The 24,239-nt window shown below is 68.3% G+C and carries 25 protein-coding genes and 1 pseudogene; 14 read left to right on the top strand and 12 right to left on the bottom strand.

The window, feature by feature from the left end:
* Positions 1-186: 186 nt before the first annotated feature.
* Genes B2515_RS02310 through B2515_RS02300 form a run of 3 tightly spaced genes read right to left on the bottom strand, consistent with a single transcriptional unit; the run spans position 187 to position 1,792 of the window.
* Complete coding sequence (locus tag B2515_RS02310; protein ID WP_293873164.1) at positions 187-636, bottom strand: cytidine deaminase; 450 nt, start codon at positions 634-636, stop codon at positions 187-189.
* Positions 633-1,310 carry a GH25 family lysozyme gene (locus B2515_RS02305; RefSeq protein ID WP_293873162.1) on the bottom strand — a complete coding sequence of 226 codons (678 nt, stop codon included), beginning with the start codon at positions 1,308-1,310 and terminating at the stop codon, positions 633-635. The genes B2515_RS02310 and B2515_RS02305 overlap by 4 nt, the downstream gene beginning before the upstream one ends.
* Positions 1,310-1,792, bottom strand: coding sequence for a UPF0262 family protein (locus tag B2515_RS02300; protein WP_293873160.1), 483 nt, complete (start codon positions 1,790-1,792; stop codon positions 1,310-1,312). The genes B2515_RS02305 and B2515_RS02300 overlap by 1 nt, the downstream gene beginning before the upstream one ends.
* Positions 1,793-1,865: 73 nt before the next feature.
* On the opposite strand from B2515_RS02300, the gene B2515_RS02295 reads away from it, so the two are divergent.
* From B2515_RS02295 to B2515_RS02280, 4 genes are all read left to right on the top strand, one after another.
* A complete protein-coding gene (locus B2515_RS02295; RefSeq protein WP_293873158.1) occupies positions 1,866-3,359 on the top strand; it encodes a replicative DNA helicase in 1,494 nt (497 codons plus the stop codon).
* Positions 3,360-3,496: 137 nt separating this feature from the next.
* Positions 3,497-4,918 carry a L,D-transpeptidase family protein gene (locus tag B2515_RS02290; protein WP_293873156.1) on the top strand — a complete coding sequence of 474 codons (1,422 nt, stop codon included), beginning with the start codon at positions 3,497-3,499 and terminating at the stop codon, positions 4,916-4,918.
* An 11-nt stretch (positions 4,919-4,929) separates the two neighbouring features.
* Entirely contained in the window at positions 4,930-5,259 is a 330-nt protein-coding gene (locus B2515_RS02285) for a hypothetical protein (RefSeq protein ID WP_293873154.1), read from the top strand.
* A gap of 17 nt (positions 5,260-5,276) precedes the next feature.
* A complete protein-coding gene (locus B2515_RS02280) occupies positions 5,277-6,179 on the top strand; it encodes a D-alanyl-D-alanine carboxypeptidase family protein (protein ID WP_293873152.1) in 903 nt (300 codons plus the stop codon).
* Positions 6,180-6,485: 306 nt separating this feature from the next.
* Here the strand turns inward: B2515_RS02280 and B2515_RS02275 are convergent, their stop codons facing one another.
* The 3 genes from B2515_RS02275 to B2515_RS02265 all read right to left on the bottom strand — a co-directional run bounded on the left by B2515_RS02275 (position 6,486) and on the right by B2515_RS02265 (position 8,515).
* Positions 6,486-7,769, bottom strand: coding sequence for a M20/M25/M40 family metallo-hydrolase (locus B2515_RS02275; RefSeq protein ID WP_293873150.1), 1,284 nt, complete (start codon positions 7,767-7,769; stop codon positions 6,486-6,488).
* Between the two features lie 54 nt (positions 7,770-7,823).
* Positions 7,824-7,994 carry a hypothetical protein gene (locus tag B2515_RS02270; RefSeq protein WP_293873148.1) on the bottom strand — a complete coding sequence of 57 codons (171 nt, stop codon included), beginning with the start codon at positions 7,992-7,994 and terminating at the stop codon, positions 7,824-7,826.
* 65 nt (positions 7,995-8,059) lie between these two features.
* Positions 8,060-8,515, bottom strand: a complete 456-nt coding sequence (locus B2515_RS02265; protein WP_293873146.1) for a universal stress protein — start codon at positions 8,513-8,515, stop codon at positions 8,060-8,062.
* Between the two features lie 110 nt (positions 8,516-8,625).
* Between B2515_RS02265 and B2515_RS02260 the strand changes: the two genes are divergently transcribed.
* The 5 genes from B2515_RS02260 (at position 8,626) to B2515_RS02240 (ending at position 13,500) form a co-directional block, all read left to right on the top strand.
* Positions 8,626-9,978, top strand: coding sequence for a pyruvate dehydrogenase complex dihydrolipoamide acetyltransferase (locus tag B2515_RS02260; protein WP_293873144.1), 1,353 nt, complete (start codon positions 8,626-8,628; stop codon positions 9,976-9,978).
* Between the two features lie 7 nt (positions 9,979-9,985).
* Positions 9,986-10,186 (top strand): hypothetical protein, encoded by a 201-nt coding sequence (locus B2515_RS02255; RefSeq protein ID WP_293873142.1) that lies wholly within the window; start codon positions 9,986-9,988, stop codon positions 10,184-10,186.
* A complete protein-coding gene (locus tag B2515_RS02250; RefSeq protein ID WP_293873140.1) occupies positions 10,183-10,566 on the top strand; it encodes an acyl-CoA thioesterase in 384 nt (127 codons plus the stop codon). Before B2515_RS02255 ends, B2515_RS02250 begins: the two co-directional genes overlap by 4 nt.
* 38 nt (positions 10,567-10,604) lie before the next feature.
* The gene (gene lpdA / locus B2515_RS02245; protein WP_293873138.1) at positions 10,605-11,999 is read left to right on the top strand and encodes a dihydrolipoyl dehydrogenase; all 1,395 of its coding nucleotides are present in this window, start codon (positions 10,605-10,607) and stop codon (positions 11,997-11,999) included.
* A gap of 109 nt (positions 12,000-12,108) precedes the next feature.
* On the top strand, positions 12,109-13,500 hold the full coding sequence (locus tag B2515_RS02240; protein ID WP_293873136.1) for a hypothetical protein: 1,392 nt from the start codon (positions 12,109-12,111) through the stop codon (positions 13,498-13,500).
* A gap of 12 nt (positions 13,501-13,512) precedes the next feature.
* On the opposite strand, the gene B2515_RS02235 is transcribed toward B2515_RS02240, so the two are convergent.
* Complete coding sequence (locus B2515_RS02235) at positions 13,513-15,870, bottom strand: putative bifunctional diguanylate cyclase/phosphodiesterase (RefSeq protein WP_293873134.1); 2,358 nt, start codon at positions 15,868-15,870, stop codon at positions 13,513-13,515.
* Between the two features lie 79 nt (positions 15,871-15,949).
* Positions 15,950-17,728, bottom strand: coding sequence for a fatty acyl-AMP ligase (locus B2515_RS02230; RefSeq protein WP_293873132.1), 1,779 nt, complete (start codon positions 17,726-17,728; stop codon positions 15,950-15,952).
* Positions 17,729-17,826: 98 nt separating this feature from the next.
* On the opposite strand from B2515_RS02230, the gene B2515_RS02225 reads away from it, so the two are divergent.
* The 3 genes from B2515_RS02225 to B2515_RS02215 all read left to right on the top strand — a co-directional run bounded on the left by B2515_RS02225 (position 17,827) and on the right by B2515_RS02215 (position 19,559).
* Positions 17,827-18,357: a regulatory protein RecX gene (locus B2515_RS02225; protein WP_293873130.1), complete on the top strand. Its 531-nt coding sequence runs from the start codon at positions 17,827-17,829 to the stop codon at positions 18,355-18,357.
* A 112-nt stretch (positions 18,358-18,469) separates the two neighbouring features.
* Positions 18,470-19,024: a cold-shock protein gene (locus tag B2515_RS02220; RefSeq protein WP_293873128.1), complete on the top strand. Its 555-nt coding sequence runs from the start codon at positions 18,470-18,472 to the stop codon at positions 19,022-19,024.
* A gap of 13 nt (positions 19,025-19,037) precedes the next feature.
* Positions 19,038-19,559, top strand: a complete 522-nt coding sequence (locus B2515_RS02215) for a DUF192 domain-containing protein (RefSeq protein WP_293873516.1) — start codon at positions 19,038-19,040, stop codon at positions 19,557-19,559.
* A gap of 653 nt (positions 19,560-20,212) precedes the next feature.
* Here the strand turns inward: B2515_RS02215 and B2515_RS02210 are convergent.
* The gene (locus B2515_RS02210; protein WP_293873126.1) at positions 20,213-20,902 is read right to left on the bottom strand and encodes a hypothetical protein; all 690 of its coding nucleotides are present in this window, start codon (positions 20,900-20,902) and stop codon (positions 20,213-20,215) included.
* A 464-nt stretch (positions 20,903-21,366) separates the two neighbouring features.
* Between B2515_RS02210 and B2515_RS02205 the strand changes: the two genes are divergently transcribed.
* Positions 21,367-21,762 (top strand): NADH:ubiquinone oxidoreductase subunit NDUFA12, encoded by a 396-nt coding sequence (locus B2515_RS02205; protein WP_293873124.1) that lies wholly within the window; start codon positions 21,367-21,369, stop codon positions 21,760-21,762.
* Positions 21,762-22,196: pseudogene (locus tag B2515_RS17290) on the top strand (DUF2155 domain-containing protein); the annotation flags it as partial. The gene B2515_RS02205 and the pseudogene B2515_RS17290, both read left to right, overlap by 1 nt.
* Before the next feature lie 35 nt (positions 22,197-22,231).
* Here the strand turns inward: B2515_RS17290 and aat are convergent.
* The 3 genes from aat to B2515_RS02185 form a co-directional block, all read right to left on the bottom strand.
* Positions 22,232-22,969, bottom strand: a complete 738-nt coding sequence (gene aat, locus B2515_RS02195; protein ID WP_349676223.1) for a leucyl/phenylalanyl-tRNA--protein transferase — start codon at positions 22,967-22,969, stop codon at positions 22,232-22,234.
* A gap of 51 nt (positions 22,970-23,020) precedes the next feature.
* Complete coding sequence (locus tag B2515_RS02190) at positions 23,021-23,728, bottom strand: ParA family protein (protein ID WP_293873512.1); 708 nt, start codon at positions 23,726-23,728, stop codon at positions 23,021-23,023.
* 118 nt (positions 23,729-23,846) lie between these two features.
* On the bottom strand, positions 23,847-24,233 hold the full coding sequence (locus tag B2515_RS02185) for a hypothetical protein (protein ID WP_293873122.1): 387 nt from the start codon (positions 24,231-24,233) through the stop codon (positions 23,847-23,849).
* Between the last annotated feature and the right edge of the window lie 6 nt (positions 24,234-24,239).

Genomic DNA, 24,239 nt, shown 5'->3' with positions numbered 1-24,239 from the left:
TCGTCATTGCGAGGAGCGTAGCGACGCGGCAATCCAGAGCGGCAAGCGCGATGCTCTGGATGGCGTCCCTCCGCTCGCGACGACGGACGGCGGCAAAGACCTCCGCCCGCCGCCCTGAATCGTCATTGCGAGGAGCGCAGCGACGCGGCAATCCAGAGCGGCACGCGTAAACGCATGGTTGCCGCGTCAGCCGATGCCCAGATCCGCCGGTCCGAACGCTTGTGGCAGCAGCTCCGACAGCCGGTAGCTAGCCACCGCGTCGCCCTCCGCCGCGCCGCAATAGACGGCGATGTCGCGGCCGCCGAGCTGCGCGGCCTCGTTGAGCACCTGTCGGCAGCGGCCGCACGGGCTGACCGGGGTAGTGCCGGTAGCGCGGCCGTCGGCGTCCATCGCGCCGCCGATCACGCCGACCGCGACCACCTCGCGCAGCCGCCCCGCCGCGCTGGCGGTGGCGATCGCCACCGTCTCGGCGCAGAGCGACAGGCCGTAGCTGGCATTTTCGACGTTCGCGCCGGTGACGAGGCTGCCGTCGGTCATCAGCAGCGCGGCGCCGACCGCGAAGCGCGAATAGGGCGCATGCGCGCGCGTCGCCGCCTCGCGCGCGGCATGGATCAGGCGGGTGGAGTCTTCGGTCATGGCGCTACGACGTTCCAGTTGACGGGGCCTTCGATGCCGTCGATGCGGCGGATGTCGCTAGCGCGCCACATCCGCCACGGCCGCGCGGCATAGCTCGGCGGGAAGAGATTGCCGATCGCCCAGACCGGCCGGTCGATCGCGGCGGACAATTGGTAATCCTTGTCCACCGCCTTGGTGATGCGCAGCAACACCGGCTTGCGGGTATGCGTCTCGACCATCTGGATGAAGGTGCGCACTTCGTCGGCGAGCACGTTGCGGTCGGGCCGCGCGGTGCAATCGCCGCGATAGCTGACGTCGACCGCCATGGGCAAAGCATCATCGGTGCGGGGCACGAACGCATTGAACGCATTCGCCTGATCGGCCGCCAGCTGGCACAAAGAGAACAGATGCACCGCGCCGCGCCGCAGCCCCGCCTCGGGCACCGCGGCCCAGTTCGCCTCGAACCCCGGATCGCGGCGGTCGGCGCCCGACGTCGCGACCAGATAGGCGAAATCGGCGCCGCGCGCACGCACCGTCCCCCATTCGATCGCGCCGGGATTCTCGCCCAAGTCGATGCCCTGCAACGGATATTGGCTCGGCGCGGGATGCCAGCCGGTCGCGAAGCTCCAGCCGGCGATGCCGAGCAGCCCGGCGCCGACGAGTACGCCCGCCGCCTTGAACAGTCCGTAGGCCATCAGCCGCGCAGGTGCAGCACGCAGATCAGCGTGAACAGCCGGCGCGCGGTGTCGAAATCGACGTCGATCTTGCCCTCCAGCCGTTCGCGCAGCAGGTCTGCGGCATCATTGTGGACGGCACGGCGTGCCATATCGACGGTCTCGATCTGTTGCGGGGTGGAGGCGCGTATCGCCTGATAATAGCTGTCGCAAATCGCGAAATAGTCCTTGATCGACCGGCGGAAGCGCCCAAGCGCCAGCACCAGCGTCTCCAGATGGCTGTCGTCCTCGCGGTGGATGTGGATGCCGAGCCGCCCCTCCGCCGATTCGAGCTTGATCCGGTACGGCCCCGCATAGCCGTCGGCATGCTGGCGCTGCGGTGCGAAGTGATTGCCCTCCAGTAGGTCGAAGATCGCGATCCGCCGTTCCTGCTCGACGTCGGCCGAGCGCCAGCCGATGCTGTGCTCGTCGAGGGTGATGTCGATGATCCGCGGGTCGGCCATAGGGCCAGATAGTCGGGTTGAACCGATCCGACAAATCGTGTCGCGCGTCGAATTTTCGGATAGAAGCTGGCGCATGGCCACACTCGCATTCCCGACTCCGGCGGTCCCCGCCGAACCCATGCAATTGCCCCGCAACGTCGAGGCCGAAGCGGCGATGCTCGGCGCGATGATGATCGACAACCGACTCGCCGACGATCTGGTCGACCGGCTGGAGCCGGTGCATTTCTACGAACCCGTCCACGCCCGCATTTTCGCCGCGATCAAGACGCTGCGCGCCAACGACATGCTGGCGACGCCGGTGACGCTGCGGCCGATGTTCGAGGCCGACGAGGGCATGCGCGAACTGGGCGGGCCGTCCTATCTCGCCAGCCTGACCGGGTCTGGCGCGGGGCTGATCGGCGCGCGCCAGTTCGCGACGCAGATCTACGACCTCGCCATGCTGCGCGCGCTGGTCAGCGTCGGGCGGACGCTGGTCGAACGCGCGATGGACACCTCCGAAGAGGTCAATCCGCGCGCGCAGATAGAGGCGGCGGAGGAGGAACTCTACAAGGTCGCCGGCGACGGCGGCGCGGAGAATGCCACCAAGAGCTTTGCGCAGGCGACGACGATGGCGGTCAAGATGGCCGAGCGCGCGCTCAACTCGGGCGGCAATCTGTCGGGCGTCACCACCGGCCTCGATAGCGTCAATGCCAAGATCGGCGGCATGCACCATTCCGATCTCATGATCCTCGCCGGCCGTCCGGGCATGGGCAAGACGTCGCTCGCCACGAATATCGCCTTCAACGCCGCGCGCCGCTGGATGCGCGACATGGCCGACGGCATTCCGCCCAGCGAATCGGTGGGGGCGAAGGTCGTCTTCTTCAGCCTCGAAATGAGCGCCGACCAGCTGGCGACGCGTATCCTAGCCGAACAGTCGCAGATCAGCTCCGAAAGCCTGCGCATGGGCAAGATCAGCAAGGCCGAATTCGGCCAGCTTGCCGCCGCGGCGGCGGAACTCGAGAATCTGCCGCTGTTCATCGACGACACCGGCGGCCTGTCGATCAGCGCGCTCCACACCCGCGTCCGCCGCCTGCAGCGCCGCCACAACAACCAGATCGGGCTGGTCGTGGTCGACTATCTCCAGCTGCTGACCAGCGGCGGCAAGGGATCGAAGGAGAATCGCGTGCAGGAGATTTCGGAAATCTCGCGCGGGCTCAAGACGTTGGCCAAGGACATGAACGTGCCGGTGCTGGCGCTGTCGCAGCTCAGCCGCGCGGTCGAAAGCCGCGAGGACAAGCGGCCGATGCTGTCCGACCTGCGCGAATCGGGCTCGATCGAGCAGGACGCGGACATGGTCTGGTTCGTGTTTCGCGAGGATTATTACACCGCGCAGCGCGAACCGAAGCGCCCGATGGAAGGCGACGAGGCCAAGGTGTTCGAGGATCACGCCAAATGGGCGAGCGACATGGAAAGAGTCTATGGCCTCGCCGAGATGATCGTCGCCAAACAGCGCCACGGCGCGACCGGCAAGGTGGTGCTAAAGTTCGACCCGACGATCACCAAGTTCAGCGACTATGCGGGCTATTGAGGCCAAAAAATCCTGTTCGCAAAGGTAGTCAGCACCGGTCCGTTCAGCCTAGAGCGAGGTGAACGGTGCGATGGCCCGGCGCTTCGAGCGGGGCCGTCCAGGGGAACAGCATGACACGAACCATAGCGACGGTGGCGATGGCCGCCATGCTCCTGCCGGCGATGCCGGCGACGGCGCAGGTGGTGCCGGTTCCGGTGCCGCCGTCGGCGGTCGTGGCGCCGCCGGTGGTCGTCCCGACGATCCCGCTGCCGCAATTGACCGACGCGCAGGCGACGCAGCTCGCGGCATTGCTTTCGCGCGACACGCTGGCGCAGGGGCTCAGCCTCGCCGCGCCGCAGCCGATGGACGCCGCCGCCCGCGACCGGCTGGTGCGCGACGCGCTCGACCATGCCCGAGCGGTCCATGCCGGGCGGCTGGCGGAGGCGGACTTCCAGCGCGACTGGGGCTTGCGCCCGCCGACCTTCGATCCGCTGCCCGGCTTCGCCGATGCGGTGCGCCGCGACCGGATCGCCGCATGGTTCGCCGCGCTGCCGCCGCCCTATTCGGGTTATGACGGGCTGAAGGCGGGGCTGGAACGCTATCGCAGCATCGCCGCCGCCGGCGGCTGGCCGGCACTCGCTGCCGGGCCGGACCTCGGCATGGGTGCGAGCGGAGCGCGCGTGCTCGCGCTGCGCAAGCGGCTGGCGGTCGAGGACACCGACGTCGCCGCCACCGGCGGTTTCGACACGAAACTGCTCGAATCGGTCCGCCGTGCGCAGCGTCGCTACGGCCTTAACCCCACCGGCACCGTGTCGACGCAGACGCTGGCGGCGCTCAACGTGCCGGCCCAGGCGCGGGTGCGGCAGATCATGGCCAATATGGAGCGCTGGCGCTGGCTGCCGCAGGACCTGCCGCGCGACCGCATCCAGGTGAACATCGCCGCCGCGGTGCTGACCGTGTTCGACGGCGACCAGCCGGTGATGTCGATGCGCGCGGTCACGGGCCGGCCGGGCGATGAGACGCCGATGCTCTCCTCGACCATCCACAGCGTCGTCATCAACCCGCCGTGGAACGTGCCGACCTCGATCGCGACCAAGGAGCTGTGGCCGAAGGAAAAGAAGAGCCCCGGCTATTTCCGCCGCAACGGCTTCCGCGTCATCGACGGCACCCGCCTGCAACAGAAGGCCGGCGACCAGAGCGCGCTCGGCCGTTACAAGTTCGACTTCGACAACGCCTTTTCGGTCTACCTCCACGATACGCCGTCGCGGGCCAAGTTCGCGAGCTTTAGCCGGCTCGCCAGCCACGGCTGCGTCCGGCTGGAAAAGCCCGCCGATCTTGCGCAGCTGCTGCTGAAGGGCGATCCCGCCTGGACGCCGGAGGCGATCGCGGCGACCGTCGACAAGGGCGATACCGTGCGGGCGCGGCTGGTGAAGCCGGTGTCGGTCTATTTGCTCTACTGGACCGCCTTCGCCAGCGGCAGCGGCCAGATGAATTTCCGTGACGATCCCTATGGATGGGATGCAACATTGGCGGCGAAGATCGAGGCGCGCTCGGCGAGCCAGATGGTCGCGGCACGGTGAAAGGGGAGGTGATGCGTATGCGTAAGATGAAGACCTGGGCGGCGCTGGCCGCGGGATTGCTGCTGCTGGCGGCCTGTTCGCGCTCCGAGCCCGAACAGCCGCTCGACGAGAATATGACGGAGCAGGCGCCGATGGACGAGGCGACGCCTGATGCATTGCCCTCCGCCGAACCGACGGAGTCGCTGCCGCCGACAGTGGACGCGAACACCGCCGCGATCGACGTGCCGCCGGAAGCCCCGGTCGCGCCCGATGCGCAGATGATCGAGGATGCCGACGCCACCGGCATGACCGCGCGTGTGTCGCGCGACGAGGCGCCGGCCAACGACCAGGCGCCGCAGTAATCGCGGACGCATCGGGTATGACGATGCTGTCGCGCCGCGCCCTCCATCGCTGGTGCGGCGCCATGCTGCTGGCGGGGCTGGCCGCGCCGATCGCGCCGGCGGACGCGGTGACGCGGCCGGTGTCGGCGATCGTCATGGACGCGCGCGACGGCAGCATCCTCTATGCGCAGAATGCCGGCATCGTCCGCCGGCCCGCCTCGCTCACCAAGATGATGACGCTGTTCCTGACGTTCGACGCGCTCGATGCGGGAACGTTGCGGCTTGGCGATCCGGTGCGGATCTCGCGCTATGCGTCGAACCAGCCGCCATCGCGGATCGGCCTGCGCCCGGGTGCGACGATGACCGTCGATCAGGCGATCCGCGCCGTCGCCGTGGTGTCGGCGAACGACGTCGCGGTCGCGCTGGCCGAAACCGTCGGCGGCACGGAAGACCGGTTTGCACGGATGATGACCGCCAAGGCGCGCGCGCTCGGCCTCGAGGATACCTCCTTCACCAATTCGACCGGCCTGCCCGGCGCCAACCTGACCACCGCGCAGGACATGGCGCGGCTGTCGCTGGCGCTGCAACGCGACCATCCGCGGCGCTACGCGGTGTTCGCGACGCGCAGCTTCAGCTGGGGCGGGCGGACGGTGCAGAACCACAACCACCTGCTCGGCGCCTATCCGGGCGCGGACGGCCTCAAGACCGGCTATACCGCCGAGGCCGGCTTTGCGCTGGCGGCTTCCGCCAAACGCGGCGACCGGCGGCTGATCGCGGTGGTGATCGGCGAACGCTCGGTCCAACTGCGCGACCGCCTCGTCGCGAAGCTGCTGACCGAAGGCTTCGGCCGCGCTGCGCCGTCGCCACCACCGCCGGCGCGGAGCATCCCCGATACGCTGGAGGAATGGCTGGGCAATGGCGGGGCGTTGCCGGCGGACTGATCTTTGTAATGCCGGGAGGTTTCGGGTTCACGCGAAGCCGCGAAGAAGGGGATTTACGCGGAGGCGCGGAGAAGAAAAGGCGAGGGAGGTTCGCGCAGAGCCGCAGAGCCGAAGAGGGTGTTGCGCCGCAGGCAATCTTATTCTTTGCTCACCACTGCGGCCTGACAGGAAGCAGCTGCGCTGCGTCAAATCGTCTCTGCGTCCTCCGCGCCTCTGCGCGCAAAAACCTCTTCTCCGCGTCTCCGCGTGAATCCCGTTCTTCGCGGCTTAGCGTCTTCGCGTGAACCAATTCTCGCGCAGACCCAACTAACGCCGCGCCGCCCGTCCGCCGAACGTCGGCAGGCTCTCGCTACCATCCGCCGCCAGCGCAGACACCGCGAAAAACGTGTCGTCCACCGGCACCTGCTGCACGACCGCGTCGCTGCCCTGTACGTCGCGCGACTGGCTCCACGACGCGGCGTCGTTGGCGCGCCAGCGGATGCGATAGCCCGCGGCGCCCGGTACCGGCATCCAGCTGACCCGGGTATCGCGCGACAGGTCGCCGACCAACGTGACGCTTGCGGGCGCGGCGGGTGCGGCGGCGAGGCGGGCGATCGTCGCGGCATTGATCGCCGTCACCTTGGCGAGATAGGCGAAATCCATCCGGTCGATCGTGTCGCCGAAGACGGTGCCGTTCTCGGTGCGCAGGTTCTGATGCTGTGCGTCCCAATTTTCCGCACCGACCGAGAACCGGACTGCGGGATAGCCGCGCTTCAGGAACGGTTCGTGGTCGCCGCCGCGCCCGAACCGGTCCGGACGCCGGTCGATCACCACGTCGAAGCCGCCGGGAATCGCGTCCGCAATGCCATCGATCGTCTTGGCGAGCGCGCGACTGGGGCCGTCATCCTCGCCGCCGTCGCCGCGGCGACGCTGCTGCTGGGGCAGATCCTCGGCCGCGCGGATGCCTTCCGAAAAGACGCGGACGCGGTTCGGGTCGCGGACGCCGCCTTGGCCAATCGAATTTCCCACAATGTCGTTGTTGAGCATCGCGGTGACGGTCCAGCCCCGCGTCGCGGCGGTGTCGGCGAGCAGCTCGGCGCCCCACAGCCCCTGCTCCTCGGCGCTGAAGGCGACATAGACGATCGTCGCGTCGAAACGCCGCTTCGACAGCAGCCGCGCCGTTTCCAGTACGAGGGCGACGCCGGAGGCATCGTCGTTGGCGCCCGGTGCGTCGCTGGTCGCGTCCATCACGTCGGTGACGCGGCTATCGATATGCCCGCCGATGATGACGACGCGGTCGGGATCGCGGCCGCGCTGGATGCCGAGCACGTCCTCCACCATCACACCATCGGGCGCGCGCGGGCCGGTGAAGCTGCGGCTGATGCGTTCGACCTTGATGCAGCCGCCGCAGTCGCGCCCGATCGCCTCGAACTGCTTTGCCGCCCAGCTGCGCGCCGCGCCGATGCCGCGCTTCGGATCGGTGGTCGACGACAAAGTGTGCCGCGTGCCGAAGCCGACCAGCGCGGTGACGCTGGCCTTCAGTCGGGCGGGATCGGGGGCGGGGGCCGCAGCGGTGGCGGCAGCGGCGGCGAGGAGCGGGAGGATCAGCATGGCATGGCGGTGTGGCGCGTCGCGCCCGTCCGCTCAAGCCCCTGATTTAGCCGATCAATGCGTACAGCGACTCTGGTCGCCGAGCCGCGCCGCGACCAGGTCGATGACCCCGCTCAGCTGCGCGGCGGCGATCCCCTCGTCGAGGTCGTCCAGCGTGCTGAGCGCGCGGGTCAGCAGGTCGAGCGCCCGGATGTAGGGCATCGGCGGCAAGAGATTGGCGGACATGTCATATTATACGATCCGCAAGCACAAAAATGCAAACGATTTCATCGCCCTGCGGCTGCTGTGGATCAGCTCAGCCGGTCGATCGCCTCGCGGGTCAGCGATCCCGGGATAATCATCACCGGGACGGGCAGGGCGCCCGCGTCCGAACCGGCGAAATGGGTGACGAGCGTGCCCGGCGATCCCGCCGGTGCCGCGCCCAGCACCAGCGCGGCGATGTCCGGGTTGGCGGCGATGATCTCGCGGATGATCTTGGGGCCGTCGCCCTGCCGCACGGTGATCGACGGCTTCAGCCCCGATTCGCTGACCAGCGTCCCCGCCGCGGCGGACACCAGCCCTTCGGCGTGGAGCAGCGCCTCTTCCTCGATCGTCGCCTGCACGCCGCCGAAGGCGATGAACTCCTGCGGCGGGATCAGGGTCAGGATTTCGACGCCGCCGCCGGTCTTCACCGCACGGCGCGCAGCGAAGCGCAGCGCGATCTCCGCTTCCGGACTGTCGTCGACCACCACGAGGTATATGCGCATGTTTTGCCCCTTTTCCGTTACGTGGTCCGCGCCTTGAGCCCGCGCAAGGGTTGACCCCCCGCGCGTAGGGCGCGAAGGGAGCGACCTGCTCCCCAGGCAAGAGGACCTGCATGTCGATCGAGATCAAGATGCCCGCGCTGTCGCCGACGATGGAAGAGGGTACGCTCGCCAAGTGGCTCGTCAAGGAAGGCGACACCGTCAAGAGCGGTGACATCATGGCCGAAATCGAGACCGACAAGGCGACGATGGAATTCGAGGCGGTGGACGAGGGCGTGATCGCCAAGATCCTGATCGCCGAAGGCACGGACAATGTGAAGGTCGGCGCGGTGATCGCGATCCTGGCCGAAGAGGGCGAGGACGCATCCTCTGTCAGCGCGCCGGCGAAGAGCGAGACGCCCGAGCCCGCCGATCCCGAATTCAAGGGCCGTCCCGATCCGAAGGACCCCAACGCGACCGGCGACGAGGCGAAGCCCGCCCAGCGCGACGTCACCGAGGCGGAGGATCACGGCAAGCCCGCCGATGCCGGCGCGGCGCCGGCCCCTGCCAAGTCGGGCGAGCGCGTCAAGGCGAGCCCGCTGGCGCGCCGCATCGCCGCCGAAAAGGGCATCGAACTCGCCGGCCTGAGCGGTTCGGGCCCGAACGGTCGCATCGTCAAGGCGGACGTCGAGGGTGCGAAGTCCGGCGCGGCCGCACCGGCGGCTGCGAAGAGCGAATCGACCCCGGCCGCCGCGGCCGCACCTGCGCCCGCCGCCAAGCCCGCTGCCGTGCCGGATATTCCGCATGAGGCGACCAAGCTCAGCAACATGCGCAAGACGATCGCACGCCGCCTGACCGAATCGAAGCAGACGGTGCCGCACATCTACCTGACGGTGGATATCCAGCTCGACGCGCTGCTGAAGCTGCGCGGCGAGCTCAACGCGTCGCTGGAAAGCCGCGGCGTCAAGCTGTCGGTCAACGACATGCTGGTGAAGGCGCTGGCGCAGGCGCTGATCGCGGTGCCCAAGTGCAACGTCATGTTCACGCCCGACCAGCTCATCAGCTTCAAGCGCGCGGACATTTCGGTCGCGGTGTCGACGCCGTCGGGGCTCATCACGCCGATCGTCGTCGGTGCGGACACCAAGAGCCTGTCGGCGATCTCCAACGAGGTGAAGGATCTCGCGGCCCGCGCCAAGGAGAACAAGCTGAAGCCCGAGGAATTCCAGGGCGGCACCGCGTCGATCAGCAACATGGGCATGTTCGGCATCAAGCAGTTCGAGGCGGTCATCAACCCGCCGCAGGGGATGATTATGGCGATCGGCGCCGGCGAGAAGCGGCCGTATATCGTCGACGGCGAACTGGCCGTCGCGACCGTCATGTCGGCGACCGGCAGCTTCGATCACCGTGCGATCGACGGGGCCGACGGGGCCGAGCTGATGAAGGTGTTCAAGGCGCTGGTCGAGCGGCCGCTCGGCATGCTCGCCTGAGGCAGGCGTGGCGCGGACAACCGTCGAACTGCTGCACATCGTCGCCGGGCTGGTCGCGGCCGCGGCGATGACCTGGGCGGCGGCATGGTCCTATCCGCTGGGCTATGAGGTGATCTGGTGGTGCGGTGCGGCGGCGATGCTGGCGACGGTGCTGATGGGCGTCGGCCCGCTGCGCCGCGCCCGCGCGATCGACCGGAGGCGCGCATGACCGACCTGCCCGACGTCGCACCGACGATCCGCGTCACCGCGATGCCTGCCGACGCCAATCCCTATGGCGACATCTTCGGCGGCTGGCTGATGGGGCAGATGGACCTTGCCGCCGGATCGGTCGCATCGCGCCATGCCGGCGGCCGGGCGGTGACGATCGCCTGCGACGCGATGAAGTTCCACGCCCCCGTCCTCGTCGGCGACGAAGTGTCGGTCTATGCGCGGCTGACCGCAGTCGGCAACACTTCGATGACGATCGAGGTCGAGGCATGGCGCCGCGCCCGCCATGCCAACGATGCCTGCAAGGTGACGCAGGCCCGCTTCATCTTCGTCGCCACCGACGAAAACCGCGCACCCCGCCGGGTCGCGCCGCTCTCCTGACATTCGTGTTGAACCTCCCCCGGTAAGGACCTCGCAACGTGGCTGATACCTTCGACCTCCTCATCCTCGGCTCCGGCCCCGGCGGCTATGTCGCGGCGATCCGGGCGAGCCAGCTCGGCCTCAAGGTCGGCATCGTCGAGCGCGAGCGCCTGGGCGGCATCTGCCTCAACTGGGGTTGCATCCCGACCAAGGCGCTGCTGCGCACGTCCGAAGTCTATCATTACATGACGCATGCCGACGCCTACGGGCTGAAGGCCGACAATGTCGGCTTCGACCTCGGCAAGATCGTCGATCGTAGCCGCAAGGTCGCGGGCCAGCTCAATGCCGGCGTCAAGGGTCTGATGAAGAAGAACAAGGTTCAGGTCTTCGAAGGCGTCGGCGCGCTGACCGGGAAGGGCAAGCTCTCGGTCAAGCAGGGCGACAAGACGCTCGACCTCGAGGCGAAGCATATCATGGTCGCCACCGGCGCCCGCGCCCGCGACCTGCCGTTCGCCAAGGCCGACGGCAAGCGCATCTGGACCTATCGCCACGCGATGGTGCCCGAAGTGATGCCGACCAAGCTGCTGGTCATCGGATCGGGCGCGATCGGCGTGGAATTCGCCAGCTTCTACAACGACATGGGTGCCGACGTCACGATCGTCGAAATGCTCGACCGCATCCTGCCGGTCGAGGATGCCGAGGTCAGCGAGTTCATGACCAAGGCGCTGACCAAGCAGGGGATCAAGATCCTCACCAAATCGGGCCTCGAAAAGCTGGAAAGCGGCGCCAATGGCGTCACCGCGGCGATCAAGGGCGCGGACGGCAAGGTCACCAGCACCGAGTTCAGCCACGCCATCGTCGCGATCGGCATCGTGCCGAACACCGAGAATATCGGGCTCGAGGCGCTGGGCGTCGAAACCGATCGCGGCCATATCAAGGTCGACGGCTACGGCCGCACCAACGTCGAGGGCATCTATGCGATCGGCGACGTCACCGGTGCCCCGTGGCTGGCGCACAAGGCGAGCCACGAAGGCATCGTCTGCGTCGAGAAGATCGCCGGCCAGGACCCGCATCCGTTCGAGACGTGGAACATCCCCGGCTGCACCTACAGCCGTCCGCAGGTCGCCAGCGTCGGCTTCACCGAGGCGAAGGCCAGGGAAGCCGGTTATGAGGTGAAGGCGGGCAAATTCCCCTTCATCGGCAACGGCAAGGCGATCGCGCTCGGCGAGGCGGAAGGCTTCGTGAAGACCGTGTTCGACGCCAAGACCGGCGAACTGCTCGGCGCGCACATGGTCGGCGCGGAAGTGACCGAGTTGATCCAGGGCTATGTGATCGCGCGCCAGCTCGAAACCACCGAGCACGAGCTGATGGAAACCGTGTTCGCCCATCCGACGCTCAGCGAGATGATGCACGAGAGCGTGCTGGGCGCCTACGGGCGGGCGATTCACTTCTAGTCCCTGCGGGGATGCCGCTCCCGTCATCCCTTGCCTCCTTCCCCTCCCGCCGGGAGGAGAAGGGGGATCGTCCGGTGGCACCGGTCGGGCCGGGTGAGGGCATGGCGTTGTGACGGCGCCCTCGGACAGGGTGGCGGCGCCGGGCGTCGCGTTTGCGGCGGCGCTGCTGTTCGCGATATCGCTGGCGATATTCTGGCCCGGCTATGTCGCGTTCGACAGTCTCGCGCAGCATGCGCAGGCGATCGACGGGCGCTACGACGACTGGCATCCGCCGGTCATGGCGCGGCTGTGGTCGCTGTTCGCGCGCCACGGGCCGGCGCCGATGCTGGCATTGCAGCTCGGCACCTATTGGTCGGGACTGGGCCTGCTCGCCGCTGCGCTGGCGTCACGCGGGCGCGGACGTGCGGCGTGTGCCATGCTGGCGATCGGCGTCTGGCCGCCGCTGCTCGGCTGGCAGGCGGTGGTGCTCAAGGACATGCAGATGTCGGGCGCACTGCTCGGCGCGGTCGGCGTCGTCGGCTGGTGGCGGCTGCGCGAGCGGCGGCTGCCATGGCCTGCGCTCGCGCTCGTCGCGATCCTGATGGGCTATGCGCTGCTGGTACGTGCCAATGCCCCCTTTGCAGTGATGCCGCTGATCGCGATGCTGCTGCCCTGGCCGCACGGGCGGGCGCGGGCGGGCGTGGCGGTCGGCGGGATCGTGCTGGCGCTGCTGCTCGCGCCACTGCTGAACCACCGGCTGATGCAGGCGCAGCGGAGCGGCGTCGAACGGACGCAGGCGATGTACGACCTGTCCGGGATCGGCGTGGCAAGCGGCGATCCGGCGGTCGGGCTGTCCACCGCGACGCTCGCGGCAATGCGTGCGAAGCGGTGCGTCCGCCCCTATTTCTGGGACCCGCTCGGCGAGCCGCAGCGATGCGAGGCGTTGGTCGCGCCGTGGCAGGCGACCGCAGCCGGCACGCTCTACATCCGGCTGGCGGGGATGATCCTGCGCCATCCGCTCAGCTATGCGACGCACCGGCTGGCGCACCTCAATTCGACGGAGCGGTTGTGGGTGCCGCTGCACTGGATCGGCGCAGCGCCGCCGCAGGCGAGCGAGCCCAATAGGCGCGGGTTCGCCGAGCCCGCGGCGGCGGCCGCGCGGTGGCAGGGGCTGGCGGCGTGGCTGATCGAATCGCCGCTCGGCTGGCCGTCGGTCTGGGTGGTCGCGGCGATCGCCGGGCTGTTGCGGTCGAGGCGTGGCCCGGCTGAGGACCGGCTGCCAGCGGCGCTGTTCACCTCGGCACTGGCGATCGAGGTGAGCTTCGCTGCGATCAGCATCGCCTCCGACCTGCGCTATCATCTGTGGACGCTCGCGGCGACGGCGGTCGGCTGGGTGCTGATCGGGCCGCGGCGCTGGCCGCGTGCCGCGACGCTCGCGCTGGTCGGCGTGATCGCGATCGGCGCGCTGGCGCGCGCGACGCTGCCGCAAGCGCCGCAAAGCTACGCCGGCATGCTCGGCTGAACACGCGCGGCATCACGCCGCGGCGCTGGTGCCCCATTGCCGCGCCGCCAGGGCGCGCGCTTCGTCGACCGGCAGCGGGCGGCCGAAATAATAGCCCTGCACCTTCGTACAGCCGAGGTCCTGCACCATGCGGTGTTCCGATTCGGTTTCGACCCCCTCGGCGGTGGTCGCCATGCCGAGGCTTTGCGCCAGTGCGACGACGGCGCGGATGATCGCGATCGCCTCCTTGACGCCCTTCGACGCGCCCTGGACGAAGCTGCGGTCGATCTTGATCGACGAGAAGCGGGTGCGCGACAGATAGCCGAGCGAGGAATAGCCGGTGCCGAAATCGTCGAGGCTGAGCCGCACGCCGAGGTCGAGGATGCGCTCCAGCACCTTGGTCGCGCCGAGCCCCTCGTGCATGAACACGCTTTCGGTCACTTCCAGCTCGAGCCGTTCCGCCGACAGGCCGGCATTGGCCAGCGCCGAGGTAACGACCGCGACGAAGCTCGGGTTCTGCAGCTGGTCGGGCGAGACGTTGACCGCGACGCGCACGTCGGACGGCCAATTCGCCGCCTCGGCGCAGGCGGTGCGCAGCACCCATTCGCCGATCGGCTGGATCAGCCGCGCCTCCTCGGCGAGCGGGATGAACTTGGCGGGCGACACGTTGCCGAACTGCGGGCTCGTCCAGCGCAGCAGCGCCTCGAACCCCTTGAGCCGGCCCGAACCGGCGTCGACCACCGGCTGGTAGTGGAGGTGCATCTCGCCCTTTTCGAGCGCCTGGCGCAGCGCCATTTCCAGCACGCGGCGCTCCTCGGCCTGGACGTGCAGCTCGGGCTCATAGGCGTGGTAGACGCCGCGACCGGCATCCTTGGCGCGGTAGAGCGCGAGGTCGGCGGAGCGGATCAGCATCTCCGCGGTGCGCCCGTCGCGCGGCCCGACGGCGAGGCCGACCGAGGCGCCGATGTAAAGCGTGTGCGCATCGACCTCATAGGGGCGCGACAGCGTCTCGATGATCCGCTGCGCAAGGCCTTCGACCGCGGTCGTGTCGGTAGCGTCGCGCATGACGACGGCGAATTCGTCGCCGCCCAGCCGCCCGCACGTCTCGTTGTCGCTCATCAGCTGGCCGAGCCGTTCGGCGACGCGGCTGAGCAGGCGGTCGCCGATCGGATGGCCGAGCGTGTCGTTGACCGCCTTGAACCGGTCGAGGTCGATCATCATGAACGCGCAGCGGCCGCCCCATTTGTCGGCATCGGCCATCGCCCGGACCAGAGTCTCGTTGACCATCAGCCGGTTGGGCAGGCCGGTCAGCGTGTCGAAGCGCGCCATGCGGTTGATCTTGTCAGCCGAGGCGCGCTGTTCGGTGACGTCGGACCCGACACCACGGAACCCGCAGAACGTTCCCTTTTCATCGAAGCGCGGACTGGCGGCGAGTTCCCACCAGCGCTCCTCGCCGCCGACGTCGACCGGCAGCCGCAGGTCGCGGAAGCTTTCGCGCGTCTTCAGCTTGTCGGCGAGGTTGCGGAGGCCGGCGGAGAAATTGCCGGTGTCCCACGCCGGCCCGGACAGCACCTGCAGGAACGGGCGGCCCTCGATGGTGATCGGGTCCAGCCCACAGGCATAGGCGAAGCGCGGCGAGGCCTTGACGATCCGCCGGGCGGCGTCGGTTTCCCATAGCCAGTCGGCGTTGGTCGCCTCGAATTCGCGCAGCAGCAGGCTGACGGTCTCGTCGCGCTCGCCCAGCGCCATCTGGCTTGCGCGGATCACGACCAGCGAGCGGGCGCGGTTGAGGCAGATGACGATCAGCATGACCGTGAACAGCGAGGTCGCGGCCGCCGCGGCATAGCTGCCGACCGTCACCAGCTTGCCGGTCACGGTCAGCCCGACGCCGCCGACGAAGGCGATCGTCGCCAGCGCCAGCGGCGCCATCGCCACCGCGCCCGCGGTCATCAGCACCGACAGGATCATCCACAGGACATAGGCCGCGTTCGATCCAGGATGCGTGTTGAACACCAGGCACGGGATCGACCAGGCGACCGCCAGCGCCAGCCCCTCCAGCACGGTTGCGCGGACATCGTCCTGCGTCGCATAGCCGCCGTCGCGATGGCGCGTGCCGAGCCGGCGGATGGCGACGGTGACCGAGACGATCCCGACCAGCGCCGCCCAGCCGGCGAGGATCGCATGCCCCACCTGCGTGGCGAACAGCGACACCGTCGCCGCCGCCCCGATCAGGTTGGCGGCGAGCAGGAACAGGGCGGGGCGGCGGCCCGCATCCAGCTGCGTCGAGCGGATGCGCGCCCATTGTGCCGCATCCGCGCCGTCGCGCAGCCCGAGCAATTGCAGGAAATGGATCGCATGGGGATCCGAGGCTGGCGATACGGTCTTGCTCACGCGGCAGGATCTACCGCGACGAAGTTGATGGATGGTTAGCCGCGCCGGCTTTTACGTCCGATCCGGCGCTGCTCGTCGATCAGGCGGCGATGGCATAGGGCTTGATGTCGCCGTTCAGGTACAGGTTGCGCGCCTTCGCCCGGCTCAGCTTGCCCGAGCTGGTGCGCGGCAGGGTGCGCGGCGGGATCAGCTCGATCACGCAGTTCATGCCCGTCACCGACCGCACGCGCTCGCGGATCTCCTCGCGCAGCCGCTGGCGTTCCGAATCGTCGCTGCTGCGGCACTGGACCAGCACCGCCGGCGTCTCCTCGCCGCCCGGCGTGGTGATCGCGAAGGCGGCGATGTCGCCGGCCTTGAACCCGGGCAGTTGCTCCACCGCCCATTCGATGTCCTGCGGCCAGTGGTTCTTGCCGTTGACGATAATCATGTCCTTGGCGCGGCCGACGATGTAGATGTAGCCATTCGACATGTACGCCATGTCGCCGGTGTCGAGCCAGAATTTCCCGTCGGAATCGGGCGCCATGCACGCTTCGGTCGCGGCCTCGTCGCGGAAATAGCCGACCATGACGCTCGGCCCCTTGCACCACAATTTGCCGATCGCGCCGTCGGGCAGGGGGGTGCCGTCCTCCTCGCGGATCTCGACCGCCATGTCGCGCACCGGCTTGCCGCAATTGACGATCGCGCGGAAGCGCTGCGGGCGCGGGCCATCGTTGGCGGCGAGCGAATCGCCGCCGCCCGACAGCTGCGTCTCCTCGACCAGCTCCACCCGGATGCCCTCGCCCGGCGGCATCAGCGACACCGCCAGCGTCGCCTCGGCGAGGCCGTAGCTCGGCAGGAAGGCGCTTGCCTTGAACCCCGCGTCGGCGAAGGCGTCGACGAACGCCTGCATCACGTCGGGACGGATCATGTCCGCGCCATTGCCCGCGACGCGCCAGCGCGACAGATCGAAGCGGTCGCTCGCCTTGGTCTGCGACGACATGCGGCGCGCGCAGATGTCATAGCCGAAGGTCGGCGAATAGCTCAGCGTCGTGCCGTCGTGGCGCGAGATCATGTCGAGCCACGCGAGCGGGCGGCGGGCGAAATCCTCGGTCTTCAGGTAATCGGTCGATACCTGGTTGGCGATCGGCGACAGGAAGCAGCCGACGAGGCCCATGTCGTGATACCAGGGCAGCCAGCTGACGCAGCGATCGGTGCCGTCGGCGGCGATCTCCATGCCGTGGCTGTGCGCCGCCAGATTGTTGAGCAGCGCATGATGCGTAATCGCGACGCCATGCGGAAACCGCGTCGACCCGCTGGAATATTGCAGATAGGCGATCGCCTGCCCGTCCGCCTGCGGCAGCGCGACCGCGGCCGCCTCGCGCGTCGCGAATTCGGACCAGTCGATCCCCTCGGTCCCGGCGAGGCGCGCCGCCTCCGCCGCCATCGCGGCCAGTTCGGGCGGGAAGATCAGCATCCGGGGGTCGCAACTCGCCAGCTGGACGCGCAATTGCTCGATATAGGAATCGCGCCCGCCGAACGAGGTCGGCAGCGGCAGCGGCACCGGCCATGCACCGGCATAGACGGTGCCGAAGAACAGGGCGGCGAACTCCGGTCCGGTTTCCGCGACCAGCGCGATGCGATCCTCGGGCTGCACGCCCGCCGCGATCAGGCGGTGCGCCATGGCGACGGCATCGGCGCGCAGCTCCGCGAACGGATAGGGGCGGGCGAGCGTGCCGCGCGCATCGTGGAAGTTGAGGCCGCGCACGCCCTGCGCCGCATAGTCCAGCGCCTCGCCCAGCGTCGTGAAGTCGGCGTAGCGACGCGGCAGCTCGTCCAGCGTGGGCGTGGGCGTCAGCGAAGGCGCAGACTGCTCGGTCATCACATATTCCTGTTCACTCGTCGCGACCCGCGACTGTCGTCATCCTGCGCTATAACGCACGATCGACGTTCTAAATCCGGTGCCAGTGTGGCAACAACATGGCCATGAGGCAGGAACGCCGCCCTCCACCGCCGCTCGACGCCGCCGCCCTCGAACGGCTGGCGCTTCGCTACGTCGAGCGGTTCGCGACGACGCGGGGCAAGCTGGCCGACTATCTGGGGCGCAAGATCCGCGAACGCGGCTGGGACGGCGAGGCCGCCGATCCCCGGGCGCTGGCGCAGCGGATGGCCGATCTCGGCTATGTCGACGACCGCCTGTACGCCGAGAGCAAGGCCGCCGCGCTGGGCCGCAAGGGGCTGGGCGCGCGGCGGGTGACGATGGCGCTGCGCCAGGCGCATATCGCACAGGCCGACGCCGACGATCTCGCACCCGCCATCGCCGAACGGGCAGGGGAGGCCGCGATCACCTTCGCCCGGCGCAAGCGGATCGGACCGTTCGGGATGCCGACCGAAGACCGGGCGGTGCGCGACAAGCAACTCGCGGCGATGCTGCGCGCCGGCCATGGTTTCGAACGGTCGCGCCGCATCGTCGTCGCGCAAAGCGAAGAAGAACTGGATGAATTGGAGTAAACAGTCCTTTCGCAATTGCAGCAGCGACGAACCGTGCTAGCGTAGCGTTAACAGGGGTAGAGTTATGCGTAGCGAGCCGCAACGGGAGGGCGACGAGCGGGACGACGGGGTCATGCCCGGCGCCACGGCCGCCACACGCGCGCCGGACGGCGACGACCAGGGCGTGGTCGCCGTGTCGGGCGTCATCAAATGGTTCGACGTGACCCGCGGCTTCGGCTTCGCGGTGGCGGACGATGCCGGCGTCGGCGACGTGCTGATCCATTTTTCCGTCCTGCAACCGCACGGCCGACGTAGCCTGCCCGAAGGCGCGCGGGTCGAGACGCTGTCGGTGCAGCGCGGCCGCGGCTATCAGGCGCGCGAAGTGGTCGCGATCGACCTCAGCAACGCGGTCGAGGAGCCGGTGCGGCCGCCGCGTGCCACCGACCGGATCGATCCGGTGACGCTGATCGATGCCGCCGGCGATTATGAGGGCGTCGCGGTCAAATGGTTCAACCGGCTGAAGGGCTATGGTTTCCTGGTCCGCGACCGCGACGACAGCGACGTGTTCGTGCACATGGAGACGTTGCGCCGCGCCGGCATCGCCGCCATCGAGCCCGAACAGCGGCTGCGCGCGCGCATCGTCGACGGGCGCAAGGGGCCGCTGGCGGTGAGCGTCGAACAGGATTGAGCGGGTGACGGCGATGAGCGCAAGGGTGAAGGCGGCGAAGGCGGCGAAGGCGGTGGGGGCGGCGACGGCCGCGGCGCTGCTGCTCATGGCGACCGGGGCCTGTTCGGGTGGTGACGGCGGGGGCAATGCCGGGCAGGCGGCGGACGCCAGCACGCGGTTGCCGGTGACGATCACCGGGGCTGGCGGCAGCCATGTCTTCCTCGTCGAGCGCGCAGTGACTGCGGCGCAGCAGGCGCAGGGCCTGATGTACCGCACCGACCTGACGCCCGACGGCGGCATGCTCTTCCATCCCTATCCCGCCGGCGGCGGCGCCCCGCGCGAGGCGAGCTTCTGGATGAAGAACACGCCGACCCCGCTCGACATCCTCTTCATCCGCGCCGACGGCACGATCGCGACCATCGCCGAGAACACCGTCCCGTATGCGACGACCGAGGTGAAATCCCGCGAACCCGTCGCCGCCGTCCTCGAGATCGTCGGCGGCCGCGCCGCCGAACTCGGCATCGCCGAGGGCGACCGGGTGACCTGGGCGAAGTAGCGGGGCCGGGGTGGGGGAGTCAGGCTGCGTTGGGCTGTCTGATCTTGGGGGGATGGCGGGCGGGCAGCTTTCCGGCCCGAGAACCATAACGCAGTCGCTCTTTATTCAACCCTGCGCCTGCGCCTGCGCCAGACAACAGCGTACAGCACACTGGTCGCCAGCGTGACCGGAACTGCACAGATCGAGAGCACAAGGGCAGCAAAGACGAGTATTCCCCCGCCGTCAGTACCAGCGCGATCACTGCTCGCCGCCAGAAATGCGAGCGCGTTCATGACAGATGGAACGAAAACGCAGCCCAGCAGAACGGCAACAACCGGGAACCGACCCATCACATGCCGTCCAACAGCTGCCATGAACCCGAAGGTGAGCAGTGCTACAATGACGGCGGGCAACACCAAGGTTCCGACACCATCGCGGCCTGCGATCGTGCCTGGATGCGAGAACACAGACCACAAAGCTCCTAGCACGGAAGCTTTTCTCCTATCGTGGAGGCGATATCGCAGTCTAGCTGATACAGACCCATTCCGATAAGTTCCTAAGGCTCAACGGTATTCGCGAGCGATGCACCTATACCAATGACCGTTTTCGGGAACCCGCATCGCCAGCTTAAATGTCCGGTCGTGGGCGATAGCGGGACGGCCGCTTCTGTCGATTCAACAGGCTGTCCGCTTATCGTATTTGGCACGGCCAGGCGGCTTCCGGTCAGGTCGAAGCCAAGCAGCGAACATGAGGGCAAATCCCAAGCAAAAGCAGACGATCCCAGTCCAGCCTGCAACGAACGGCAGGTCGGCTACACAATAATCGAGGCAGTATTTTGATGGGGGCTGAACACGGAAGAATTTGGTGAAATCGGACCAGTTTCCCATCACCGCAGAGTAGATGTACGCTCGAACGATCCCTGCTTGGATAAGCCAAGCGACGGCGGAAACCACCATAAGGGACATCGCGCCGAGCAGTCGCTTGTCTCTACCCATATCTCCGCTCTCATGCTGCATCTTCTGTTTGGTAGTCGGTACGGCCCAGGTCAAATCCATAACTGGCCTGCATCCGCTAGTGGGAGGGAAGCGGACGTTCGTTAAAGCCTCGCGCAGCCAAGGAAGCGTGGCGAGAGCGTCCTCGCGGGCTGCTTCTTCCGACTCGAATAGGCCGGAGACGTGCGTCGGCATCCAGTAGGCTTCGGCGACTATTGCCCCCTCGTTCCCATCATTATCGACATAGCAAATCTCGTCCTGCAACGTCATTTCCTCGAAAAGGAAGAAGCCGTGCGGCCGCAGCAATAGCCGCCAACGTTTGAACCCGTTGCCGTCTTTTGCGGTCTCCACCACGGTTCGATCATCGCTCATGCCATCACGCTCGCACGCAAAGGCAATGTCTGCAATTGGCGCATCCGGCCACACTTTAGGCTGTGTGGTGTTATCTTGCTTACGAATGTACCGTCGTCGCCAGCCCAACGGCGCCATCTCCGCCAACGCGCCTCGACATCGCCCGGGGCAAACGGCTCAGACGCCACCGTGTCCGGCGCCACCGTGCCGATATCGCCGCCTCCGATTCCGGAGAATATAGGTGCGGCCCAATCCCGGTATGTCCTACTCCGTGCCGTCCGATAACGTTTGATTCGTCTCGATACGGCTCCGTCGCATCATCTCACGACCGGAAACGACAGAACCGGATCGTCTCCTCCAACGTGTTCATGTCGTCCAGTTCGTGACCACACGGAGGCTTTTCGTTCCCCACGCCATCCACCTGAAACGATCGCGTCGATCCCCGGTTGAAGGCGGCGCGCGAGACGGGTAAGCGCAGGGGCATTATGGGCATCAACCTCAATCCGTTCACCTGGTGGTCCGGCGCATCCTGGGGCACGATGCTCTATGGCCTGCGCGGCATGAAGCAGATGGGCACCGACGCGCTCGGCAACGTCTATTACGAAGGCGGCAAGGACGGCAGCGGCCGGGTCCGTCGCTGGGTGATCTACGAGGGTGCGAACGACGCCAGCCGCGTGCCGCCGGTGTGGTTCAGCTGGCTGCATCATCATATCGACGACGTGCCCGATCGCGCGCTGCCGCCGGTGCGTGCGTGGCAGAAGCCGGCGGTGCCGAACATGACCGGCACGCCGCTCGCCTATCGCCCCTCGGGCTCGTTGGAAAAGGGCGGCAAGCGCGCCGCCGCCACCGGCGATTACGAGGCGTGGACGCCCGAAGGGTGATGAAGCGCTGGCTCGCCGCCGGCGTGCTGCTGGTGGCGCTGGTCGTGGCGGGGGTGCTCGGCTACCGGGCGCTGCATCGCGCCGACACGGGCGGGCAAAGCGTCGTCGCGCAGGACCTGACGCCGGGCGACGTCGCGCCGGCGGAGGCGATCGAGACGATCGCGTCGAGCGACGTCGCGCTGCCGACCGGCGGTACGCCGATGGCGGAGCGGGTCGCGGTGGTCGGGCTGCTCAACAAGCGTAACGGCGTCAGCCGCGACGTGACGCTCAAGCCCGGGCAGGCGGTGCGGGTCGGCGATGCGATCGTCCGCCTGCGTGCCTGCGAACATACCGCGCCCTGGGAACAGGACCAGCTGACCGGCGCCTTCGTCCAGCTCGACGTGCGCGGCAGCGACCGGCACTGGCGGCGCGCCTTTTCGGGCTGGCTGTTCCGCGAGCGGCCGGCGCTCAACGTCGTCCAGCACCCGGTCTACGACGTCTGGACCAAGAGCTGCACGATGTCCTGGCCGGCGACCGGCCCCGATACGACCGCGGTGGGTGCCGGTGGTGGCGATGTGGCGGGTCGTTCGAGCGCGAAGAAATCGCCCGTCGCCGCCGCGGATCGCACCGATGCGGCGGCCGAACCGGTCCCGCCGTCCAGCGCCCCGGCCAGCAACGCGCAATAATCCGCCCGGTCGATCTCCACCGCGCCCAGCGAGGCGAGGTGGTCGGTCATGAACTGGCAGTCGAGCAGGGTGAATCCGCCCGCCTTCAGCCGTGCGACCAGCCAGGCGAGTGCGACCTTCGAGGCATCGGTGCGGCGGCTGACCATCGATTCGCCGAAGAAGGCGCGGCCGAGCGCGAGGCCGTAGAGGCCGCCGACCAGTTCCTCCCCCTCCCAGCATTCGATCGAATGCGCGAAGCCCAGCCGGTGGAGAGTGGTGAACACCCGCTCGATATCGGTGTTGATCCAGGTTTCCGGCCGATCCTCCGCGCTTTCCGCGCACAGCTGGATGATCCGTTCGAAGGCGGCGTCGGCGGTGACGCGGAAGCGGTCGCGGCCGATCGTCTTGCGCAGCGATTTCGACAGGCGGAACCCGTCGATCGGCAGGATCGCCCGGGTGCGCGGCTCGACCCAATAGACGCCGCCCGCGTCGCGATGGTCGGCCATCGGAAACACGCCCACCGCATAGGCGCCGAGCACGAGTTGCGGGTCGAGCATGTCCATCGTCCTGCGAACGTGGCGTCCGGCCGCGGCGATGGCAAGGCCGCCCGCGGATTACGCCACGCGGCGCTCGATCGCGGTCCACAGCGCGGCGAAGGCGCCGGCGGCGGCGGAGCGCGGTGCGAAGGTCGCCACCGGCGCGCGGTGTTCGGCCATCGCCTCGACCGCGCTCGCCATCGGGATCGCGGGCCAGTCGGGCTGCGCGGCGAGCGCCTCGGCGTGGAGGCGGCGGCGGCGGTCGACCATCATATGCACGGGCAGCACCGGCACCTTGCCGCCGAGGTGGCGCAGCACCTCGTCCGCCGCGCGCTGCGCCAGCGGCGAGGGGATCACCGGCATGACGATCAGATCGGCGGCGCGGATCACCTGTTCGCTCGTCTCGGTGAGCCCGGGCGGGCAATCGAGCAGGACATGGTCGTAATCGCCGATCCGCTCGATCAGCCGGCCGAGCCGCCGGCGCTTGCCGATATCGTGGAGCAGCAGATCGAGCGTGCGCAGCGAGGCGTCGGCGGGGATCAGGTCGAGCCCCGGGACGATCGTCGGCTGCGCATGCGCCGATGCCTTGCTGTCCTTGGTGAACAGGGCGCGCGCCTGGTCGCCGGCGGGTTCGCGGCCGACCACCCAGCTGCTCGCCGCCTGCGGATCGAGGTCCCACAGCAGCGTGCGGCGCTGCGACAGGGCCGCCGCGCACCAGGCGAGGTTGACGGCCAGCGTCGTCTTGCCGACGCCGCCCTTCGAACTGTAGATCGCGATCGTCGCCATGCGGGCGATCGTACCGTTTCGGCCGCGATGCCGCAATGCGGCACGCACGGAAACGGCGGACACGAAAAAGGCCGGCGGATCGCTCCGCCGGCCCGTCGTCATCCGGAAACCGGATGCGTTAGGACTTGCAGGTCTGCGACGGCTTGCCGGGCTGCGTGATGGTGATGTTCGACGCCGTGCCGGTCAGCTTCCAGCCGCCCTCGGCGGTCAGCGGATCGCCGGCCTTTTCGGCGGTCAGGCGGTTGATGGCGCCGGTCGGGCTGGTCTTCACGAACGCCTGCTTGTCGCCCTGGAACAGGGTGACGTAGAGCAGGCTGTTGTCCTTGCAGCGGAAGGTCTTGTCGGCCTTGATCGCCGGCGGCAGCTCGACGGGGGCGCGGTTCGCCAGCTCGGTCGCCATCGGATCCGGGTTCGAATCGAGGACGTCGGGCTGGGCCGGTTGGGAGTTGCAGGCAGCCAGCGCGAGAAGCGCGGCGGCGGCGGAGAGGAGGAGAGGGCTCTTCATAGCGGC

The organism is Sphingomonas sp. UBA978, from assembly GCF_002292295.1.
GTDB lineage: Bacteria > Pseudomonadota > Alphaproteobacteria > Sphingomonadales > Sphingomonadaceae > Sphingomonas.
Note: the sequence above shows the minus strand (reverse complement) of the source record. Positions and strands in the feature narration are given on the sequence as shown.

What these genes read in the sequence shown, in the direction of transcription:
- B2515_RS02275 (WP_293873150.1), bottom strand. Translation starts at nt 7,769, where the DNA reads ATGCTGATCCTCCCGCTCCTCGCCGCCGCTGCCGCCACCGCTGCGGCC.
- B2515_RS02220 (WP_293873128.1), top strand. Translation starts at nt 18,470, where the DNA reads ATGCCCGGCGCCACGGCCGCCACACGCGCGCCGGACGGCGACGACCAG.
- B2515_RS02280 (WP_293873152.1), top strand. Translation starts at nt 5,277, where the DNA reads ATGACGATGCTGTCGCGCCGCGCCCTCCATCGCTGGTGCGGCGCCATG.
- B2515_RS02225 (WP_293873130.1), top strand. Translation starts at nt 17,827, where the DNA reads ATGGCCATGAGGCAGGAACGCCGCCCTCCACCGCCGCTCGACGCCGCC.
- B2515_RS02210 (WP_293873126.1), bottom strand. Translation starts at nt 20,902, where the DNA reads ATGAGCGATGATCGAACCGTGGTGGAGACCGCAAAAGACGGCAACGGG.
- B2515_RS02295 (WP_293873158.1), top strand. Translation starts at nt 1,866, where the DNA reads ATGGCCACACTCGCATTCCCGACTCCGGCGGTCCCCGCCGAACCCATG.
- B2515_RS02290 (WP_293873156.1), top strand. Translation starts at nt 3,497, where the DNA reads ATGGCCGCCATGCTCCTGCCGGCGATGCCGGCGACGGCGCAGGTGGTG.
- B2515_RS02230 (WP_293873132.1), bottom strand. Translation starts at nt 17,728, where the DNA reads ATGACCGAGCAGTCTGCGCCTTCGCTGACGCCCACGCCCACGCTGGAC.
- B2515_RS02205 (WP_293873124.1), top strand. Translation starts at nt 21,367, where the DNA reads ATGGGCATCAACCTCAATCCGTTCACCTGGTGGTCCGGCGCATCCTGG.
- B2515_RS02260 (WP_293873144.1), top strand. Translation starts at nt 8,626, where the DNA reads ATGTCGATCGAGATCAAGATGCCCGCGCTGTCGCCGACGATGGAAGAG.
- B2515_RS02265 (WP_293873146.1), bottom strand. Translation starts at nt 8,515, where the DNA reads ATGCGCATATACCTCGTGGTGGTCGACGACAGTCCGGAAGCGGAGATC.
- B2515_RS02270 (WP_293873148.1), bottom strand. Translation starts at nt 7,994, where the DNA reads ATGTCCGCCAATCTCTTGCCGCCGATGCCCTACATCCGGGCGCTCGAC.
- B2515_RS02305 (WP_293873162.1), bottom strand. Translation starts at nt 1,310, where the DNA reads ATGGCCTACGGACTGTTCAAGGCGGCGGGCGTACTCGTCGGCGCCGGG.
- B2515_RS02285 (WP_293873154.1), top strand. Translation starts at nt 4,930, where the DNA reads ATGCGTATGCGTAAGATGAAGACCTGGGCGGCGCTGGCCGCGGGATTG.
- B2515_RS02215 (WP_293873516.1), top strand. Translation starts at nt 19,038, where the DNA reads ATGAGCGCAAGGGTGAAGGCGGCGAAGGCGGCGAAGGCGGTGGGGGCG.
- B2515_RS02250 (WP_293873140.1), top strand. Translation starts at nt 10,183, where the DNA reads ATGACCGACCTGCCCGACGTCGCACCGACGATCCGCGTCACCGCGATG.
- B2515_RS02300 (WP_293873160.1), bottom strand. Translation starts at nt 1,792, where the DNA reads ATGGCCGACCCGCGGATCATCGACATCACCCTCGACGAGCACAGCATC.
- B2515_RS02185 (WP_293873122.1), bottom strand. Translation starts at nt 24,233, where the DNA reads ATGAAGAGCCCTCTCCTCCTCTCCGCCGCCGCCGCGCTTCTCGCGCTG.
- B2515_RS02190 (WP_293873512.1), bottom strand. Translation starts at nt 23,728, where the DNA reads ATGGCGACGATCGCGATCTACAGTTCGAAGGGCGGCGTCGGCAAGACG.
- B2515_RS02310 (WP_293873164.1), bottom strand. Translation starts at nt 636, where the DNA reads ATGACCGAAGACTCCACCCGCCTGATCCATGCCGCGCGCGAGGCGGCG.
- aat (WP_349676223.1), bottom strand. Translation starts at nt 22,969, where the DNA reads ATGGACATGCTCGACCCGCAACTCGTGCTCGGCGCCTATGCGGTGGGC.